The sequence below is a fragment of the Micromonospora sp. WMMD1128 genome (assembly GCF_027497235.1).
GTDB lineage: Bacteria > Actinomycetota > Actinomycetes > Mycobacteriales > Micromonosporaceae > Micromonospora.
The window spans coordinates 2,123,676-2,141,002 of sequence record NZ_CP114902.1; the positions used below are offsets into that span (position 1 = coordinate 2,123,676).

Consider the following 17,327-nt stretch of genomic DNA (forward strand, 5'->3'; position numbering starts at 1 on the left):
GGGCGGCCCGACCGGTCAGACCCGGACGCAGCGGAACGCCGCCCAGCGTGGGCCGTCACCCGGGCCGCAGGGACCGGCGGTGTGGTCCATCCCGGCCAGTCCCTCGCTGAACTCGTCCAGCCGAAGCCCGTTCAGCCGCAGCTCGCGCAGGTAGGTCTCCAACGTCCGGTGCCAGGGCGCCGGCCCCGGCAGCGCCTCGGTCGTCGGCCGCTCGCCCTCCCGGAAGTAGTCGGCGGTGCGCAGCCAGCCGCGTCCGTGTGCGCTGCCGACGACCGCGGTGGCCATCGGGTGCGGCACGGAGAAGACCAGCCGGCCGCCGGGCACCAGGTCGTGTTGCACGGCGGCCAGCAACCGGGGGAGGTTGCGGACCTGGTGGAGCGCGTGCCGGGAGACCACCACGTCCACCCGGGGCGAGCCGTCCCGCCCGGACCACCGGTTGAGGTCACGGACCCGGACGTGGCCCACGTTCGGGTCGAGCAGTCGTCGGACCCGCTCGGCGCGTTCCTCGTCCGGGGCGACACCGACGTAGCTGTGTGCGCCCCCGCGCAGGGCGTACGCCGTGACGGCCGGATCACCGCAGCCGACGTCCAGCACCGCTCGGCCCCGCAGATCGCCGAGGAACGCGACGAGCAGGCGACGCTCACCTGTGGGATCGTCGTCGGTGCTTGGTGGCCGGGCGGACTCGGTGGTGGATGAGGACACGGCAACCTCCTCGGGACCGCCGGCCGGTGCCCGGCCGGACCGGGTGGGCGACGTCAGGTCTGGCGTCGCCGGTTGTAGAGCACCCCCGTGATCGAGCCGAAGACCAGGATGAGCGCCGCGCAGGCGACGGCGTAGCCGGTGAGGTCACCGGCGGTGAGCGTGCCCGCCATGGCGTGTCGCACCGCGGTCACCGCCCTGGTGATCGGATTGACGCCGACGGCGGCCTGGAGCCAACCGGGCATGGTGTCCGGGCCGACGAAGATGTTGCTGAGGAACAGCAACGGGAACACGGCCAGCCCGCTGACGTTCATCACGATCTCGGGCTTGGTGGCGGCCAGGCCGAGCGCCGTCCAGACCCAGGCCAGGCTGAACGCGAAGATCACCACCAGCAGGATGCCGACGACGACGCCCCGCAGGCCGTCCGCCGGCCGGAAGCCCAGCGCCAGTCCCACCAGGACGGTCACGGTGGCCGCCACCGCGTATCGCACGAGGTCGCCGAGGAGGGAGCCGACCAGGACGGAAGGCTGCCAGAGCGACATCGACCGGAAACGGTCGAACACGCCCTTGCTGATGTCGACGTTGAGCGCCACACCGGTGTTCATGCTGATCATCACCACCGAGAGCACCACGATGCCGGGGAGCAGGTGCTGCAGGTATTCCCGGGTGGAGCCGGCCAGCGCGCCGCCGAACAGGTAGGTGAAGACAAGCGTCGTCATCACCGGGAACCCGACCGCGTCGAAGAGCTGCTGGGGGTTGCGACGGACCCGCACCAGCGCCCGCCAGGCGAAGGCGACGGAGGCGGCCAGCGGACCGGGGCGGGCCGGCCGGTCACGGGACAGCAGTGTCGCGGTGACGGGCGTGCCGGCGGTCGACGGCGCGGACTCCACCGTCCGGGTCGGGTTCATGCGACCTCCTCGTTGGTGGTGCGGTCGGCCTCGGCGCGGTGGCCGGTGAGAGCCAGGAAGACCTCGTCCATGCTGGGCCGGCCGAGGGAGAAGTCGTCGACCGCGATGCCGGCGGCGGCGAGCTCGGCCAGTGCCTGCGAGGCGCGGTCGGGCTCGGCCACCGAGACGGTGAGCGTCGCCGGATCGCCGCCCGGATGGGCCGCCGCGGCGAGCACCGAACCGATCAGCCGCTCGGCCTCGGCGCGCTGCTCGGCGTCGTGCAGTCGCACCTGGAACGTCGCGGAGCCGACGGAGGACTTCAGCTCGGCCGGCGTGCCCTGGGCGATCACCCGACCCTGGTCGATGACCGCCATCCGGTTGGCCAGCACGTCCGCCTCGTGCAGGTATTGCGTGGTGAGCAGCACGGTCGTGCCCGCCTCGACCAGGTCGCGGACCACGTCCCACACCTGGTTGCGGCTGGCCGGGTCCAGCCCGGTGGTCGGCTCGTCGAGGAAGAGCAGATCCGGGGTCACGATCACGCTGGCGGCGATGTCGAGGCGGCGGCGCATGCCTCCCGAGTAGGTCTTCACCGAGCGGCCGGCGGCCTCGGTGAGGTCGAACGCGGCGAGCAGCTCGTCGGCCCGGGACCTGGCGCGCGGCCACGGATGGCCGAGCAACCGGCCGAGCAGGATCAGATTTTCCCGGCCGGTGAGGTCCTCGTCGATCGAGGCGTACTGCCCGGTGAGGCCGATCCGGGCGCGCACCGCCTCCGCCTGCCGCACCACGTCGAGCCCGAAGACCTGGGCCGTCCCCGAGTCGGGACGGGTCAGGGTGGACAGGATCCGGATGGTCGTCGTCTTGCCGGCGCCGTTGGGCCCGAGGAACCCGAAGACGGTGCCGGTCTCGACGCTCAGGTCGACGCCGTCGACGGCCCGGGTGGTGCCGAACGTCTTGGTGAGGTCACTCGTCTCGATGGCCAGGTCGGCGCTCGGGCCCACGGTGGTCCTTCCGGTCGGGTCGCAGAACGGCCGCGCCGGGCACGGATGCGGTCTCGACGCGGCTGTTGACTAAAGGATAGTAACAGAGATCATCGCATCGCCACGGCAACGCCACGCTCCGCGAGCGTCGAGTGAGCGCCGATGATCGCGGCGGACCACCAATTGCTATATGTTGTCTATAGTGAACTGCGGTGCGGTGCGCCGGAAAGCGGCGGGAGGAGTGGGCCCGATGTCCCTGGTGGACCGGATCCGTGGCCCCGTCCCGGCACGTCACCCCGACCCGACCGAGCCGGCCTACGGCGGGACCCTGCGCCTGCACACCACCGAACGGATCGAGCCGCTCGACCCGGCCACCGCGCACGGCCCGGCCACCCGGCAACTGCTCTGGGCGACCACCCGCCAGCTCTTCGCCTGGCCGGCGGCGGCGGTCCTCCCGCCCGCCGACCGGCACGTCCCGCCCGTGCCCGACCTCGCCGCCGAGCTGCCCAGCCGGGCCGGCGACGCGGTGAGCGCCGACGGTCTCCGGTGGATCGTCCGGCTCCGGCCCGACGTCCGCTGGGACACCACCCCGCCCCGCCCGGTCACCGCGTCCGACGTGCTGCGCGGATTGAAGCGGATCGCCGGCCCGGCCGCCCGCGCCGCCGCGATCGCACCGCTGGCCGACGCCGTCGTCGGCCTCGCCGAATACCACGCGGCGGCCCGCCACGCCGGCGGGCCCGTCCGCCCCACCGCCGCCGGGTGCGCCGAGTTCGCCGACCGGCACGACATCCCCGGCGTACGCGTCATCGACGCGTACACCCTGGTGTTCCGGCTGCGTCGGCCGGTGGACCTCGTCCGGCTGCTGGCCGACGTGGGCCTCGCACCGGTCCCCGCCGAATACGACGCCCACCTGCCCGGCGCCGCCGCGCCCCGCTCCACCGGCCCGTTCCGGCCGGTCGGGCGCACCGACACCGGCGCGGTACGACTGGCGCACAACCCGGCCTGGGACCCGGCCGGCGACCCGCTGCGGGCCCGGTTCGTCGACCGGATCGAGGCCCGGGGCGACGCCACCCCCGACGAACTCGACGCCGCCGCCCTGGCGTCGGGCGCGGTCGACCTGAGCTGGGCGCGGCACACGACCGGCGTCGGCTCGGGCTCCGCCGCGACCTGGGGGCTGGACGCCTACCTGGTGTTCAACCTGCGCGGACCGGACCGCCCCGCCGGCCCGCGCCGGCACGCGGTACGCCGGGCGGTGGCGCTCGCCGTCGACCGGCTGGCCGTCGCCGAGGCGCTCGCGGCGCCCGGCGTGCCGTACCGCCTCCAGCACGGCCTCATCCCGCCCGGCCTGCCGGGCCACCGCCGGTACGATCCCTGGCCGACCCCGTACCACCGGGGTGACCCCGAGGCGTCCCGGGCGGCGCTGGGCACGCTCGGCCCCGGCGCCCGCCCCCGGCTGACGGTGGCGGTGCCCGACGACCCCCGCCGGCGCGAGGCCGCCGAGATCCTCACCGCCAACCTGGCCGCCGCCGGCATCACGGCGCGGACCACCGTCCATCGCGACGGCGACCTGCACGACCTGCTCCTCGACCCGGCGTCCGGCCGGGCCGGACGGTGGGACGTCGCGCTCTGCGACTGGACGCCCGACGGATGTGCCGATCCCGGGCAGGAACTACGGTCGATGGTCGCCGACGACGTCGCCGGCGGACGCAACTACGGTGGCTACCGCTCGGCCCGGATCGCCTGGCTGCTGGCGCAGGCCCGCGCCGAGGCGGACCCCGGTCGGGCGGACGAACGCTGGCACCGGTTCGACCTCGCCGTCCTTCGGGACCTGCCGGTGATCCCGCTTGTCGCGGCGGCCGTCGCGCCGCGCTCCGGCCGTTCGCCCCGGGTACGCAACGTGCGCTTCCTGCCGCACCTGCACCGGGTGGACCTGACGAACGTCTGGCTGGCCGACGACACCGGCTGACCCGGTGCCCGGCCGTTCGTACGCCCGTCCGGCCAGGGCCGCAGGGCCGCGCACGGGCCGACGACGGCACGGGCCGACGGCCGCTCGGCCGGGGCCCGCCGACCCTGGCGCGACGTCACGGCCGGTCGACTCCGGTCGTGGCGGCGCCGGCCGGTGCCCGGCCCGACGGCGCCAGTGGACGCGCGACGAAGTGCGTCGCCGTCTCATGGTTGTCGCACTGGGCGTGGAAGCCGACGGCCGCCTCGAACCGGAGCACGGTACGGCGCCGGGCCGGCGGCGCGACCTCGCCCCGGTGCAGGGCGGCCAGGACGGCCGGCACGTCATGGGCGAAGGACACCGGGGCGCTGACGTACACCGGTCCGGCCCGGTCGGTCCGCACGGTCCAGGCGTCCGGCGGCGGATCACCCGGCACCACGTAGCGCGGGCGGCTGAGCCGTTCGAACTCGTACAGTTCCGCGGCGAACGCCCGCCAGGCGGGCGGGAAGCGCGGCACCACAGCGGTTTCCCACCAATCCGCCGCGGCGCGGTCCACCGCCGGGGTGGCGTACATCCGGCGCAGCCCGGCGGAGACCGCGGCCGACTCGGCGATCGTCGGCACGTCCCGCAGGAAGGCGCACACGTCGGGGTCGTCGGCCGCCTCCCACCAGGCCGCCAGCGAGCGGATCAGCTCCGACTGGCGGAGTCCGGCGACCAGTCGCGCCGGAGCCCACACGTGCCGCAGGAACTGGTGCTCGCCGAGCAGCCGGGCGAAGTAGATGAACCGGTGCATGGCCAGGTGCTCGCCGAGATCGGCCTCGTCGTTGGACAGCACGTACTCGAAGTCGTCCCGCTCGCCCCGTACGGTGACCAGGCCGTGCCGCGCGCGCTGCTCCGCGTAGGTGGTGTTGGGCAGCAGCAGCATGGGATAGACGGCGATGCGGCTCACCCGGGCGGCCAGCCGGTCGTACCCGGCGAGGAAGCTCTCCACCGTCTCGCCCGGAGCGCCCCAGATCAGCTCGGCGTAGCAGTCGAGCCCCTCCCGGACCAGCCAGTCGGCGAGGTTCTCCCACTCGTTGACCCGCATGTTGCGCCGCCGCATGCCGGTCAGCGCCACATCCGACAGACTCTGCAGGGCCAACGTGAACGAGCTCTGGAAGCCGTGCCGGCGCAGATCCCGCACGATCCGGTGGAACCGGTCGGACTTGTTCTTCGCCCAGGAGGTCTCCACCGCCCGCGGGTAGCCGCGTCGCTCGCGGGTGCGGATCAGATCCTCGACGAACTCCTCGTCGCCGGCGAGCAGGCCGAAGTTCGCGTCGCAGAGCACCACGGTGGGCACCTGGTGGAAGCCGAAGCAGTCCAGCTCCGCGGCGAGGCGCTCGCGGGAGAAGGCCCGCACCCGCTGCCCGACCGCTCCGCCCCAGTAGCAGAAGGCGCACTTGTACGGGCAGCCCCGGTTGGTCTCCATCAGCGCCACGTCGTACCGGAAACGCCCGGCGGCGTCGGTCATCGGCAGTGCGCCGGTGAGGAACGGGGAGGGGACGACGTCCAGGTCGGACAGCCGGACCCGGTCCGGCGTACGGGCCACGGCGCCGTCCGGCAGCCGGTAGGTCAGGCCGGCCACCTGCGACAGGCCCTCCGGGTACGTCCGTTCCAGCAGGACGCGGACCAGCTCCCGGAACGTCATCTCGCCCTCGCCGTCGACCACCACGTCCACCGCCGGGTGCTCACGCAGCACCCGGGCGCCCTGGTGGGCGACGTGGTTGCCGCCGAAGACCACACACCCGTCCGGGCGCAACTGCTTGTACGTCTCGGCCAGCGCCCCGAAGGCGCGGTAGTTCCAGCCGAGCACGGAACAGGCGAGCACGTCCGGCGGCGGGGCGGCGAAGAGGCTGGCGGCCATCCGGATCAGCGGCACGCCGCCGCGGAAGTTGTGGATCCGGACGTCCGTCTCCGCGCTCAGGTCGCGGTCGGCCGCCAGGACGGCGCGCAGGTAGCCGGCCGCGAGCGGCATCGACTCCAGCGGCGTGTCCCAGGCGCCCTGCTGGAGCAGGCCGATGCTCAGCACGACCGCTCCCCGCTCGGGCGTACCCCGTCCGGCCACGCCGGTCCGTCGGCGTGGACCGGGTCGCCGGTCTCCGGCCGCGGCCCGAGCAGTGACCACCGGTCGGTGTCCCGCGCGGAGACGCGGACCGGCAACCGGCCGCGGAACTCCGCCGCGATCGTCCGCGCCAGCGCCCCCAGCCAGGGCCGGACGGTGGCCCATCCACCCGCGTCGAGCAGCACCGGCGGGCCGGCGGCGGCGGCGAGGTCGCCGGCGAGGTAGGCGTCCACCCCGCAGGCGGTGGCCGCCTCGACGAACCGCCCGCCCGCCCCCGCGCAGACCGCCACCGTCCGCAGCGGACGGCGGGCGTCGCCGGCCACCCGGACGGCGCCGCCCCAGCGGCCCGCCAGCTCCCCGGCCGACATCGCCCGGGGCAGCTCACCCACCCGCCCGTGTCCGTGCCCGTCGGGCAGCTCGGCCAGTTCGAACAGGTAACACGCGGGCTCCTCGTACGGGTGGGCGTCCCGCGCCGCGGCCAGGACCTCGGCCCGGCGGCTCCGCGGCAGCGTCATCTCCACCCGGGCCTCCGGGGCGAGGCTCACCTGGCCCACCGTCCCGGCCGCCGGTCGCGCCCCCACGGCCGGCACGAACGTGCCGGTGCCCGCGGTCCACCAGGCGCACCGGCGGTAGTCACCGATCACCCCGGCCCCGGCCGCGGCAGCCGCGTCGATCAGCCGCTCCACCCCGCTCAGCGGCACGAACACGACGAGCACGTCCCGCCGGCGGGGGACCGGCACCAGCGGCTCGGTGGGGCCGAGCCCGAGTACGGCGGCGAGCGCGTCGGACACCCCGGGCCGGGCCACCGCCGCGTTGCTGTGCGCGGTGTAGAGCGCGAGGCCGGCCGCCTCGGCGTGAGCCACCGTGTCCGGCGTGGGCGGGCGGTGCGTCACCAGCAGGTCGGCGCCCTCGGCCCGGGCCTCGTGGACCGTCGCGGCGACCGCGTCCACCGCCAGCAGCACCCGCCGGAGCGGGCTGTCCGGCCGTCCGGCGAGCAGGCCGACCCGGTCGGCCGGATCGGCGAGGTCGGTGGGATGACGTCGGTCCAGCAGGTCGACCGCGTCGTGCACGGTGGCCGGGCCGCTCACCGCAGCGCTTTCGCCAGGTCCCCGGCCGGGTCGTCGAAGACCAGCACCGTGCTCAGCACGCCCCGGCCCGAGGCGATGACGGCCCGGACGTCCTCCGGCGAGCGGGCGTGTGCCACCCGGATCCGGGCCGACGGCGACGCGTAGTCGGCAAGCACCACCACGGTCTTCGTCACCGGCGCCCGGCGGATCGCCTCGACGGCCGAGGCGAGGTCACTGAAGGTCATCTCCACCAGCACGCAGGCCAGCCCGCCGGCCAGGTAGCAGGACAGCTCGGCGAGGAACTGCCGCTTGCTCTGCCCGTGCCGTCCCGGCAACCCGGACAGGTACGCCAGCCCCGACTCGAACGGGTACGGGCGCAGATGGGCGGTGACCGCGCCGGCGGCGGCGACCGCGACCGGCACGCCCGGCACCAGCTCCAGCGTCCGATGGGTCAGGCCCACCCCGTCGAGCACGTCCAGGGTGTCCGGGTTGCCCTCGACGAGCAGCGCCACCTCGTCCACGCCGGCGCGTTGCAACGCGGTGAGCGCCGCGTCGGCGCCCCGGATGGTCCGGTCGTAGTCGGTGATGTCGTAGGGCACCACGTGCCGGGTCGCGCCGGCGGGCAGTCGCAACCCGGCCGCCGGCAGCGTGGTGTCGAAGGTCCAGTCGGTGGCCACCACCGCCCGCGCCCGGCTCAGCGCCGCCCGCAGCTCCTCGCCGGTGCCGTACAGCCTCGGGCCGACGCCGAGCGCGGCGACCCGCTGCGGCGGCAGGCCCGCCTCGGGTCGCCCGGTCTGCCGGCGGCGGATCGCCGCCGCCCGGTCCGCGACGAACCGGCGCGGGGTGAGGAAGTGCACCTCCTGCGGCGCGTCCGTGCTCGACAGGTGGCTGTCGGTGGCCCGGGCCAGCGCGGCGGCCGGCCCGGCGGCCGGCCCGACCAGCGCCACCGGCCGCGCCAGGCGCAGCGCGTCGGCGGCGGTGCGATGGCCGGGCGTGAGCCGGTCCGCCCGCAGCGCCACGAAGCCGGCCGAGACCGGGGACACCGGGTACGGCTGCCCGTGCGCCGTCACGGTGATCCGGTCGCGGACCTCCACCGCGGCCCGGAACACGGTGATCCCGGTGAGGTCCGGCGGCCGTCGCGTCGTCGCCGGCCGGGACTCGGTGGCCACGGTCCGGCGTGTCGGGGTGTCGGTCATGGCCGGCTCAGGACGCCAGCTCGACCAACCGGGACACCACGGCGGCCGGCGGCGGCATGCCCGCCATCTCGTCCCGCACCTCGGCCGCGGCGTCGTGCAGCTTCTCGTCGCCGAGGACCCCGTCGAGCAGGTCGGCGTCGACCTCGTCGGCCGTCGCCGTGACCCCGACGCCACGCTCGCGGACCGCGTCGGCCTGGATGTAGCTGGGCGCGCCGGAGGGCACGACGAGCTGCGCCACGCCGGCGTCCAGCGCGGCCAGGATGGAACCGGCGCCGCCGTGGTGCACGATGAGCCGGCAGGTGCCGAGCAGGGCTCGCAGCGGCAGCCAGTCACGCACCACCCGGACGTTGTCCGGCACGTCGTCGGCGGGTTCGTCGATCCCGCTGAGCAGGACGACGAACTCGGCGTCGACGCCCGCCGCGGCGGCGTACAGCCCGGACAGCAGTTGCGCCATCTTCGGCGCCATGATGTTCGTGCCGATGGTGACCGCGACCCGCGGCCGGTCCGTGGGCACGGTCAGGTCGACCGGCAGCACGCCACCGCCGTTGTACGGCACGTACCGCATCGGCCAGGCGCCCGGGTGGGCGACCACCATGCTCGGCGGGGCGACGTCGAGCAGGGCCCGCCGCTCCGGCAGGCCGGTCAGGCCGTACGCCGTGAAGGTCTCCGGGACGAGCTGGTCGAGCCGCTCGTAGAAGTCGCCGGTGCGCAGCAGGCTCGACCCGTGCTCGACGGCGGGCACGCCGAGCGTCGCCGCGGCCAGCGGGCCGCCGCCCTGGAGCTGGGAGTGCACCACGAGATCGGGGCGCCAGCGACCGGCCACCTCGATCATGCGGTCGACGTACTGCCGGGTCGCCTCGATCAGCAGCACCATGCCGTCGTCGATGCGGGTGGCCCGCTGGGCCACGATGTCCGGGCGGGTGGCGTTGATCTGGGCCAGCGAGGGGCAGCGCCCGTCCGGGTCGAAGTCGACCACGTCCAGCCCGGACGACGCGACCGACAGCGCCGGGCCGGTGGTGGCGACCGCCACGTCGTGGCCGGCGGCCCGCAGCGCCCAGGCCAGCGGCACCATCGGGTAGAGGTGGCTGGCCAGGGGGGTGGACAGGAACAGCACGCGCACGGCGGTCTCCTCACCGGGTCAGAGTGACGGGCAGGTACTGGAATCCGCGCAGGTTGTGCCCGGGGCGTCGGCGGGCGGTGCCGGCCGCGGCGACGGTCGTGCCGGTGGCGCCCAGGACGCGCAGCACCTCGCCGAGCACGAGACGGCCGAGGTGGGCGCCGAGGCAGTAGTGCACCCCGCCGCCGAAGGAGAGCGAGGGTCCTTCGTCGCGGGCGAGGTCGAGCCGGTCGGGGTCGGTGTAGTGGGACGGGTCCCGGTTGGCCGCGCCCTGCACACCGATGACGATCTGGCCGGGCGTGAGGTCGACGCCGGCGATCGTGCACGGCTCCAGGGCGGTCCGCGGGTTGAGGTTGAGGGGCGGGTCCCAGCGGGCCAGTTCCTCCACCGCGCGGGGCAGCAGCGCGGGCGGCAGGTCGCGCAGCGCGTCGAGCTGCCCAGGGTTGGTCAGCAGCGCGTACATGGCGTTGCTGAGCAGGTTGACCAGGGTGTCGCTGCCGGCGTTGAGCAGGTTGGCCGAGGCGGCCACCACCTCGATCCGCTCCAGCGAGCCGTCGTCGAGCGCGCCCGCGAGGCGGCTCACCACGTCCGGGCCCGGTTCGCGGCGCCGGTCGTCGACCAGGTCGCCGAAGTAGTCGGCCATGTCGATCACCGCCTCGGCGGCGGCCGGCAGGTCGGTGCTGGCGGTCATCGGGTCGAAGACCTTCATCGACTCGGGCGACAGCCGGGCCAGCTCGGGCCGGTCGGGCTCGGGCACGCCGAGCATGTCCCCGACCACGCCGGTGCCCAACGGCGAGGCGAACGCCCGGACCCAGTCCACCTCGGACCCGCCGGTCAGCTCGTCGAGGAGCCGTTCGATCCGGGTGACGATCCGGGCCCGCAGCTCCTCCACGTGGCGGGGGGTGAACGCGGCGGCGACCGGGCGGCGCATCCGGGTGTGCAGCGGCGGGTTGGCGAAGACCATGGTGCGCTTCCAGAGCGCCATCACCGGCTCGACCAGCTGCGGTGGCAGGTCGGTGAGGTGCTGCACCGACTCGTCGCCGCGGCCCAGGGCGCGGTGCCGCAGGGCGAGGTCCACGTCGTCGTAACGGGTGAGCACGACCATCCCGGTGGTGGTCGTGAAGACCGGCGCGTGTTCGTGCAGCCAGTGGTACTGCGCGATGGGCTCGTCGTCCGCGGGACTGTCGAGGAAGCCGAGGAAGACCTGCTCGGCGGCGACGTTCCCAGTGATGGCGTCGGGGCGGATGCTCACGGCGCAACTCCTGCCTGTCGAGAGCCGTTCGAGGAGCCTAACTATCGAAACATATAGTGTCAACGAGGTCCGGTCGGGACCGTCGGCTGTCGGGGCGCGTACCGCCGGTCGGCCTCCCGGTAGTCCGCCAGGCTCCCGCCGACGTCGCACCACCAGCCGGTCACCTCGGTGCAGCGCAGCCGGCCGCGGCGGGCGTACCGGCGGTTGAGCTCCCAGATCTCGGTCTCGCCGCGCGCCGACGGGCGCAGCGCGCGGATCTCGTCGAAGACGTCCCGTCGGTAGAGGTAGACCCCGAGTTCCATCAGCCCGGGCCGGTGCCGGTGCGGGTCCTTGTCGCCCAGGTCGAGCACCCGGCCCTCGGCCACGCGCAGCGGTGTGTGGCCGGCGGTGTCCGGCACCCGGGTGGCGAGCAGCCGGGCGCCGTCGGGCTGGTCGAGGAAGTCGGCGACGGCCCCGGTCAGGTCCGCCTCCAGCAGCAGGTCACCGCAGATCACCACGATCGGCCGGTCGCCGACGTGCGGCTCGACCTGGGCGATCGCCGAGGGCATGCCCAGGCCGGTCGGCGGCTGCCAGACGTACGCGAGGCTGCGCAGACCCAGGTCGCGACCGTCGCGCAGCGTGCCCAGGAACGCGTCGGCGTGCCGGTCGTCGATCACCGCCAGCACGTCGCGTACGCCGGCGGCGGTCAACTGGTCGATCACCCGCGCGGCCAACGGCCGCCCGCCGACGGGCAGCAACTGCTTGCTCGTCCGGTCGGTGAGCGGGGCGAGTCGGGTGCCGCGACCGCCGGCGAGGAGCACGCCGACCGGGGTCGGATCGGGGCGTGGAGGAGTGGGCACGGGGCTTCCCCTTTCCGCGGCCGGACCCGAAGCGGTCCTGAGTAGACGCTTGAAGAACAACTAGCACAGGGTGGCTCCACGTGACTAGAGTGAAGCTGTCCGTCGCGGCCAGGCCGCGGTCGCGCCGCCGGTCCACGTCCGGCGCCCGACGACCCTTTCTGCGGCCCGGTGGCCGCGTCCACGCCGACGAGCAGGGGAGACCATGACCATGCCGGTGCCCGACCGGGCGAGCGTCATCGAGCAGCAACGGCAGACCTGGGATTCGGTGAGCGAGGGCTGGCAGGCCTGGCGGGAGAGCTTCGAGCGCGGCGGCGCGCCGGTGACCCGCGGGCTGTTGGACGCGGCCGACCTGCGACCCGGCGACCGGGTCCTCGACGTGGGCAGTGGCTGCGGCGAGCCGGCCCTGTCCGCCGCGCGGATCGTCGGCCGGGACGGACAGGTGCTCGGCCTCGACATCTCCCCGGCGATGATCGAGATTGCCCGTCGCCGTGCCGTCGAGCTGCCGCAGGCCCGCTTCGAGGTCGGTGACCTCGCCGACCTCGACCTGCCGGAGCACTCGTTCGACGCGGTGCTCAGCCGCTGGGCGCTGATGTTCCTGCCGGACCGGGCCGCCGCGCTGCGCGCGCTGCGCCGTCTCCTGACGCCCGGCGGGCGGCTGGCCGCCGCCGTCTGGGGTCCCGCCGACGAGGCACCGGCCGTGGGCCTGGCGTTCCGCGCCATCGTGCCCGTCGTCCAGGGCTCCACGCCACCGCCACCGCCACCGCCGGACGCGCCGGGCCCGTACGCGATGTCCGATCCGGAGCGTTGCCACGCGGAGCTGACCGAGGCCGGCTTCGTCGACGTGCGCGTCGAGCGGTTCCGGGCCCCGTTCTGGCTCGAGTCGCCGGAGACGTTCGTCGCCTACACCAAGGCGATGCTGCCCGCTCCGGTCCTGGCGATGCTGCGCGACCGGCTCGGCTCGGCCGACGACCCGCGACTCTGGGCCGAGGTGGCCCGGCTGGCCGGGGAGCACGTGGCGGCCGACGGCACCGTCCAGCTTCCCTCCACCGTGTTGCTGCTCAGCGCGGTGGCCGACAAGTCGTCCTGACCGTCCGGCCGGCGCCGCCGTGCCCGGCCCGGTCCCGCCGCCCCGGTGGCCGCCCGGCCGCCCCACCCCTTCCGGAGGTCGAGATGAACTCGCAGGCTGTCCGAGCGCAACAGATCACCGAGTGGACGCTGTGCGCCGGGGCGTGGCGGGACCACCGTGCCAACTTCGTCGAACCGGGTCGCCCGATCACCGAGGCCATGGTGCGCCTGGCCGACCTGCGGCCGGGCGAGCGCGTGCTCGACCTGGCGTGCGGGGTCGGCAACCCGGCGCTCGACGTCGCCGCGCGGGTCGGGGCGGGTGGGCACGTGCTCGGCCTCGACCTGGTCGAGGCCATGGTGGACGGCGCCCGGTCGGTGGCGGCCGGGCTGGACGTCGGCAACGTGGAGTTCCGCGTGATCCCGGACGAGACAACCCTCGGGGTGCCGGACGGGAGCTTCGACGCCGCCACCTGCCGGGCCGGCCTGCAGTACATGCCGGACCGGGCGGGCGCGATGGAGGCGGTGCGGCGGGCGTTGCGTCCCGGTGGGCGGTTCGTGGCCATGACCCTCGGCGCCGCCGAACGCTGCATGCCTTTCCAGCTCACCAACGGCATCGTCAGCCGGCACGTGCCGCTGCCCGAGAAGGCGCCGGACGACGACTCCGGCCCGGTCGGCCTCTCCTCGCTGAAGGAGCTGGTCCACCTGTTCACCGAGGCGGGTTTCGTGGACCTGCGGACCGAGGTCTTCGAGTCGCCGATCTTCGAGGCGGCGGACCCGGCCTCGGCCTGGGAGTTCTTCGCCCGGACGGCGGGCCCGTTCATCCCGCTGCTCGAATCGCTGCCGCCCGAGACCCGGCGGGCGATCCACGAGGACGCGGTACGCACCTTCGGCGCCGCCTTCCCGGACGGGCCGGTCCGCCCGACCGGTGAGGTCCTGGTGGTCTGCGGACGGCGGCCGGATTGAGCGCCCACCTTCCGCTGAGCGACGCATCAGTTTAATATCGGGTAGCGATTTGGGTTCGTCCATGCCTCCGCGGCAGCGGCGACCGCCACCGGCGCGGCGCCGACGCTGCCCTCCGACGAGCGGGAGAAGCCGTGCTCACAGCAGTCCACAATCGTCGATTCCTTGTCCGGTTGGCGGCGGTCCTGACCATCGCGGCCGTGGTGCTCGCGCTGTCGGACCAACCCCGCGTCCAAGCCGCCCCGGTCGACCTGCTCACCTCCAGTGTGGTCGGCACCGACGGGCGCACCTACACGGCGACCAACCATCTGGTCCGCGAGGCCCGGCCGTCTCGGCACCACACCCCGAAGGAGTGGCTGCTCGCCTGGGCCGGCGACGAGACACCGTCCGGCTCGGCCGCGTCCGCCACGTCGACAGGCGCGCACCACGCGGCCGTCGGCACCACCGGCGACCCCGACTTCCTGGCCGTCATCGACGTCACCAAGGGCTCGCCCGACTACGGCAAGGTGGTCAACACCGTCACCATGTCGCCGGTGACCGGCAACGAGCCGCACCACCTCCAGTACATCTGGCACAAGGGTCAGCGGCTCTTCGCGCACGGCATCTTCAGTGACATCACCTACGTGCTCGACGCCAGCAGGCTTCCGCAGATCAAGCTCGTCGGCATCAACCTGTCCGCCGACACCCCCTGCGGCTCCCTGCCCGACGCCTCCTGGGTGCTCGACGACGGCACCGCGTACGTCAGCTACATGGGCGGTCCGGACGTCGCCGGGCCCTGCCGATATCCCAACGGGGAGGTCCGCAACGGCAACGGTTTCGGCGGGACGCCGGGCGAGGTGGTCCGGATCGGGCCGGACGGGCGCACCCTGGCCGAGATCCCGGCGGACCGGCCGGAGGGGGACAGCACCGGCACCTGCGGAAGCAAACCGCAGGTGACCCCGGCGACCTGCGCCAACCCGCACGGCATCCAGGTCCGGGAGGACCTCGACCTGATGGTGGTGAGCGACTTCGCCGAGGCGCGCAACTACCTCGACCCGACGAGCGAGGTGGTCGATCCCTACCTGCTCCGGGACACGATCCGGACCTTCGACATCAAGAACCGCAACGCGCCCCGACTGCGCTCCGTCTCACACCTGCCGGAGGGGCCTCGCGTCGACCAGCTCCCGGCCTTCTCCGAGCCCCGGATGGTGATGGAGAACGCCGTCACCCACAAGCGCCGGCACAAGGGTGTCTTCGCCTCCACCATGGCCGGTGGCGCGATCTTCTACACGCCGGACATCACCGTCAAGAACCCGCAGTGGCGGGAGATCTTCGACGACACCACCGCGTACCGTGCCTTCGACACCACCGGGCTGCTCACCGGCTCGAACTCCGGCGGGAGCTGGCTGCAGGTGAGTCTCGACGACCGGTTCCTGTTCCACGCCGTGATGGGCTCCGACCCGCGCCAGCCACGGGACGTCAACAGCGGGATGCTCTACGTCCTGGACATTCAGAAGCTGCTGGCGGCCGGTCGCGACGTCCGCTGCAAGATCGACACGGTGGCCGAGGTGAGCACCGGCGGCGTCGAGCCGGACTGCCCGGCGTTGATGGGCGTCGTGCCGCTGCGCGACGCGGTGTCGCCACTTGTCGGCGTCGGCCCGCACTGGGGCGCCGTCGACAACTTCGGTCCGACGCCGGGCCGCGGCGGCAAGCTGCGCGAACAGGAGCGGATCGACCGGGTTGCCACCTCCAACTACTTCGTGGGCCAGTCGGGGATCGACGGCGACCACCGGGTCTGCCTCATCGACATCGCGCGGAACGGCCGGCCGACGCTTGACAGCACGTTCCGCGACGAATACTCCGACCTGCCCTGCGTCAGCTTCAACCGGGCCCAGTGGCCGCACGGCGCGACCGGAAACGCCCGACCCCACGGGGTCCTGTTCGTCGTCGCCGATGCCGACCTCCACTGAGCCGGCGGGCCGGCGCGCCCGCCGGCTCGCGTCCGGGCTGCTCGTCGTCGCCGCCGTCCTGACCACTGTCACCGCGGCGTCCGCGCCGGCGACCGCCGAGCCGGTCGGGCTGCCGGTGCTGCGGCAGGTGGACCTCGGTGAGCCCGGGGCCGTGCTGGTCGTGCCCGGCCGGCCGGGGCGCAACCTGGTGCGCGTCCCGGCCGAGGGGTGGAGCGTCGGCGCCACCCCCGACCGCCTCGTGCCGGCCACCACCCGTCCCGGCACCGAGGGCGCCTGGGCGGCCGTGGAACTGGCCGCGGGACACCGCCAACTCTGGGTCGGCCGGGCCGGGCGGACCATGGCGCTCACCGTGCCCGTCGGCACCGGGCCCCGCGCCCCCGACGAGCTGACCGGCCCCGACGGGCCGGAGTGCGCCACGGCCGAGTTGGGCCGGCTCGCCGCCGGACGGCCCGCGCCGGTCACCACCTGCCCGGCGCAGCGTCTCGGCGTACCCGACCGGTCCGCCCTGGTCGCCGCCGTCCGGTTCATCGCCGGCCGGGCCGTCGACACGATCACCGTCATCGGCGACGAGTCGCCCCGCTCCCGCGAGGCGACCGCGGCGGTGACGGCCGAGGCCGGGCGGCAGGGCATCACCGTCTCACCCACCGGTCGGGGCCCGCTGGTGATCGTCGCCGGCTGGGACCTGGCCCGGCGTACGCTCGCCGACGTGTCAGCGGGACGGCGGACCGCCCCGTTCGGGGCCTACCTCGCGCCGTGGCTGCTGCACGGGCCGGTGCTCGACCAGCCCGTCGGGCAGGTGCTGGCGCTGGCGTTCGGCCCGATCGAACCGGGCCCGCAGCGATACCTCGGCGCACTCGGGGCGCTCGCCCCCGGCGTCCCGCCCAGCGCGGGCGGCTACCAGGCATACCTGGAGGCGACCGGCGGGCACCTCACCGGTCCGGTACGCCTCTACGCGGCGGCCCGGCTGACCGTGCCGGGCAGCATGCCCGGCCACGCGGGGCACCACGGCACCGCCTGGCTGCCCGGCGGCACGGTCACCCCGGTCACCAGGGGCCTGGACGCCGGCTGATCCCGTCCGGTTCCGGCCCCGGCCGTTCTCGCTCGCGGTCGGGCCCGGTTCCGCTCCCGGTGCGCCCGAGTGCGGTCGCCCGTGACCCGGGCCGGTCCGTTTCGCTCGCCGGTGGTTCCGCATCCCGGGAGCGGCCGACCCCCTGCCGACCCCGCACCGGTCCCGGGCTCAGCCCCGCATCGGCCCCGGGGCAGCCCTCGGCCCACT

At 74.7% G+C, this 17,327-nt stretch carries 14 protein-coding genes; 5 read left to right on the forward strand and 9 right to left on the reverse strand.

The genetic code is table 11. From position 1 onward, the window contains the following. Positions 1-15 precede the first annotated feature (15 nt). From O7602_RS09900 to O7602_RS09910, 3 genes are read right to left on the reverse strand one after another with little or no spacing between them, the layout of a single operon-like run. On the reverse strand, positions 16-702 hold the full coding sequence (locus O7602_RS09900) for a class I SAM-dependent methyltransferase (RefSeq protein WP_281588086.1): 687 nt from the start codon (positions 700-702) through the stop codon (positions 16-18). 53 nt (positions 703-755) lie between these two features. Beyond that, positions 756-1,607, reverse strand: coding sequence for an ABC transporter permease (locus tag O7602_RS09905; RefSeq protein WP_281588088.1), 852 nt, complete (start codon positions 1,605-1,607; stop codon positions 756-758). After that, positions 1,604-2,584, reverse strand: a complete 981-nt coding sequence (locus tag O7602_RS09910; protein WP_281588090.1) for an ATP-binding cassette domain-containing protein — start codon at positions 2,582-2,584, stop codon at positions 1,604-1,606. Before O7602_RS09910 ends, O7602_RS09905 begins: the two co-directional genes overlap by 4 nt. A gap of 229 nt (positions 2,585-2,813) precedes the next feature. Between O7602_RS09910 and O7602_RS09915 the strand changes: the two genes are divergently transcribed. Then, positions 2,814-4,529 carry an ABC transporter substrate-binding protein gene (locus O7602_RS09915; RefSeq protein ID WP_281588092.1) on the forward strand — a complete coding sequence of 572 codons (1,716 nt, stop codon included), beginning with the start codon at positions 2,814-2,816 and terminating at the stop codon, positions 4,527-4,529. 115 nt (positions 4,530-4,644) lie between these two features. Here the strand turns inward: O7602_RS09915 and O7602_RS09920 are convergent, their stop codons facing one another. Genes O7602_RS09920 through O7602_RS09945 form a run of 6 tightly spaced genes read right to left on the reverse strand, consistent with a single transcriptional unit; the run spans position 4,645 to position 12,077 of the window. After that, positions 4,645-6,573 carry a KedN5 family methylcobalamin-dependent radical SAM C-methyltransferase gene (locus tag O7602_RS09920; RefSeq protein WP_281588094.1) on the reverse strand — a complete coding sequence of 643 codons (1,929 nt, stop codon included), beginning with the start codon at positions 6,571-6,573 and terminating at the stop codon, positions 4,645-4,647. Next, positions 6,567-7,694 carry a Nif3-like dinuclear metal center hexameric protein gene (locus O7602_RS09925; RefSeq protein WP_281588095.1) on the reverse strand — a complete coding sequence of 376 codons (1,128 nt, stop codon included), beginning with the start codon at positions 7,692-7,694 and terminating at the stop codon, positions 6,567-6,569. Before O7602_RS09925 ends, O7602_RS09920 begins: the two co-directional genes overlap by 7 nt. Continuing rightward, complete coding sequence (locus O7602_RS09930; protein WP_281588097.1) at positions 7,691-8,869, reverse strand: hypothetical protein; 1,179 nt, start codon at positions 8,867-8,869, stop codon at positions 7,691-7,693. The genes O7602_RS09925 and O7602_RS09930 overlap by 4 nt, the downstream gene beginning before the upstream one ends. A gap of 7 nt (positions 8,870-8,876) precedes the next feature. Then, entirely contained in the window at positions 8,877-9,989 is a 1,113-nt protein-coding gene (locus O7602_RS09935) for a nucleotide disphospho-sugar-binding domain-containing protein (RefSeq protein ID WP_281588099.1), read from the reverse strand. Between the two features lie 10 nt (positions 9,990-9,999). Next, the gene (locus O7602_RS09940) at positions 10,000-11,238 is read right to left on the reverse strand and encodes a cytochrome P450 (protein ID WP_281588101.1); all 1,239 of its coding nucleotides are present in this window, start codon (positions 11,236-11,238) and stop codon (positions 10,000-10,002) included. Positions 11,239-11,297: 59 nt separating this feature from the next. Next, on the reverse strand, positions 11,298-12,077 hold the full coding sequence (locus O7602_RS09945) for a sugar phosphate nucleotidyltransferase (RefSeq protein ID WP_281588103.1): 780 nt from the start codon (positions 12,075-12,077) through the stop codon (positions 11,298-11,300). A gap of 202 nt (positions 12,078-12,279) precedes the next feature. Here O7602_RS09945 and O7602_RS09950 point away from each other — a divergent pair, with 202 nt between their 5' ends. The 4 genes from O7602_RS09950 (at position 12,280) to O7602_RS09965 (ending at position 17,120) form a co-directional block, all read left to right on the forward strand. Beyond that, positions 12,280-13,164 carry a class I SAM-dependent methyltransferase gene (locus tag O7602_RS09950; RefSeq protein WP_281588105.1) on the forward strand — a complete coding sequence of 295 codons (885 nt, stop codon included), beginning with the start codon at positions 12,280-12,282 and terminating at the stop codon, positions 13,162-13,164. 83 nt (positions 13,165-13,247) lie between these two features. Then, positions 13,248-14,105 carry a methyltransferase domain-containing protein gene (locus tag O7602_RS09955; RefSeq protein WP_281588107.1) on the forward strand — a complete coding sequence of 286 codons (858 nt, stop codon included), beginning with the start codon at positions 13,248-13,250 and terminating at the stop codon, positions 14,103-14,105. Between the two features lie 170 nt (positions 14,106-14,275). Further along, complete coding sequence (locus tag O7602_RS09960; RefSeq protein WP_281588109.1) at positions 14,276-16,051, forward strand: selenium-binding protein SBP56-related protein; 1,776 nt, start codon at positions 14,276-14,278, stop codon at positions 16,049-16,051. Beyond that, the gene (locus O7602_RS09965) at positions 16,035-17,120 is read left to right on the forward strand and encodes a hypothetical protein (protein WP_281588110.1); all 1,086 of its coding nucleotides are present in this window, start codon (positions 16,035-16,037) and stop codon (positions 17,118-17,120) included. Before O7602_RS09960 ends, O7602_RS09965 begins: the two co-directional genes overlap by 17 nt. Positions 17,121-17,327: the final 207 nt, after the last annotated feature.

Bases quoted from the DNA above. Each gene is read 5' to 3' on its own strand.
- O7602_RS09905 (WP_281588088.1), bottom strand. From the start codon at position 1,607: ATGAACCCGACCCGGACGGTGGAGTCCGCGCCGTCGACCGCCGGCACG.
- O7602_RS09915 (WP_281588092.1), top strand. From the start codon at position 2,814: ATGTCCCTGGTGGACCGGATCCGTGGCCCCGTCCCGGCACGTCACCCC.
- O7602_RS09930 (WP_281588097.1), bottom strand. From the start codon at position 8,869: ATGACCGACACCCCGACACGCCGGACCGTGGCCACCGAGTCCCGGCCG.
- O7602_RS09950 (WP_281588105.1), top strand. From the start codon at position 12,280: ATGACCATGCCGGTGCCCGACCGGGCGAGCGTCATCGAGCAGCAACGG.
- O7602_RS09955 (WP_281588107.1), top strand. From the start codon at position 13,248: ATGAACTCGCAGGCTGTCCGAGCGCAACAGATCACCGAGTGGACGCTG.
- O7602_RS09965 (WP_281588110.1), top strand. From the start codon at position 16,035: ATGCCGACCTCCACTGAGCCGGCGGGCCGGCGCGCCCGCCGGCTCGCG.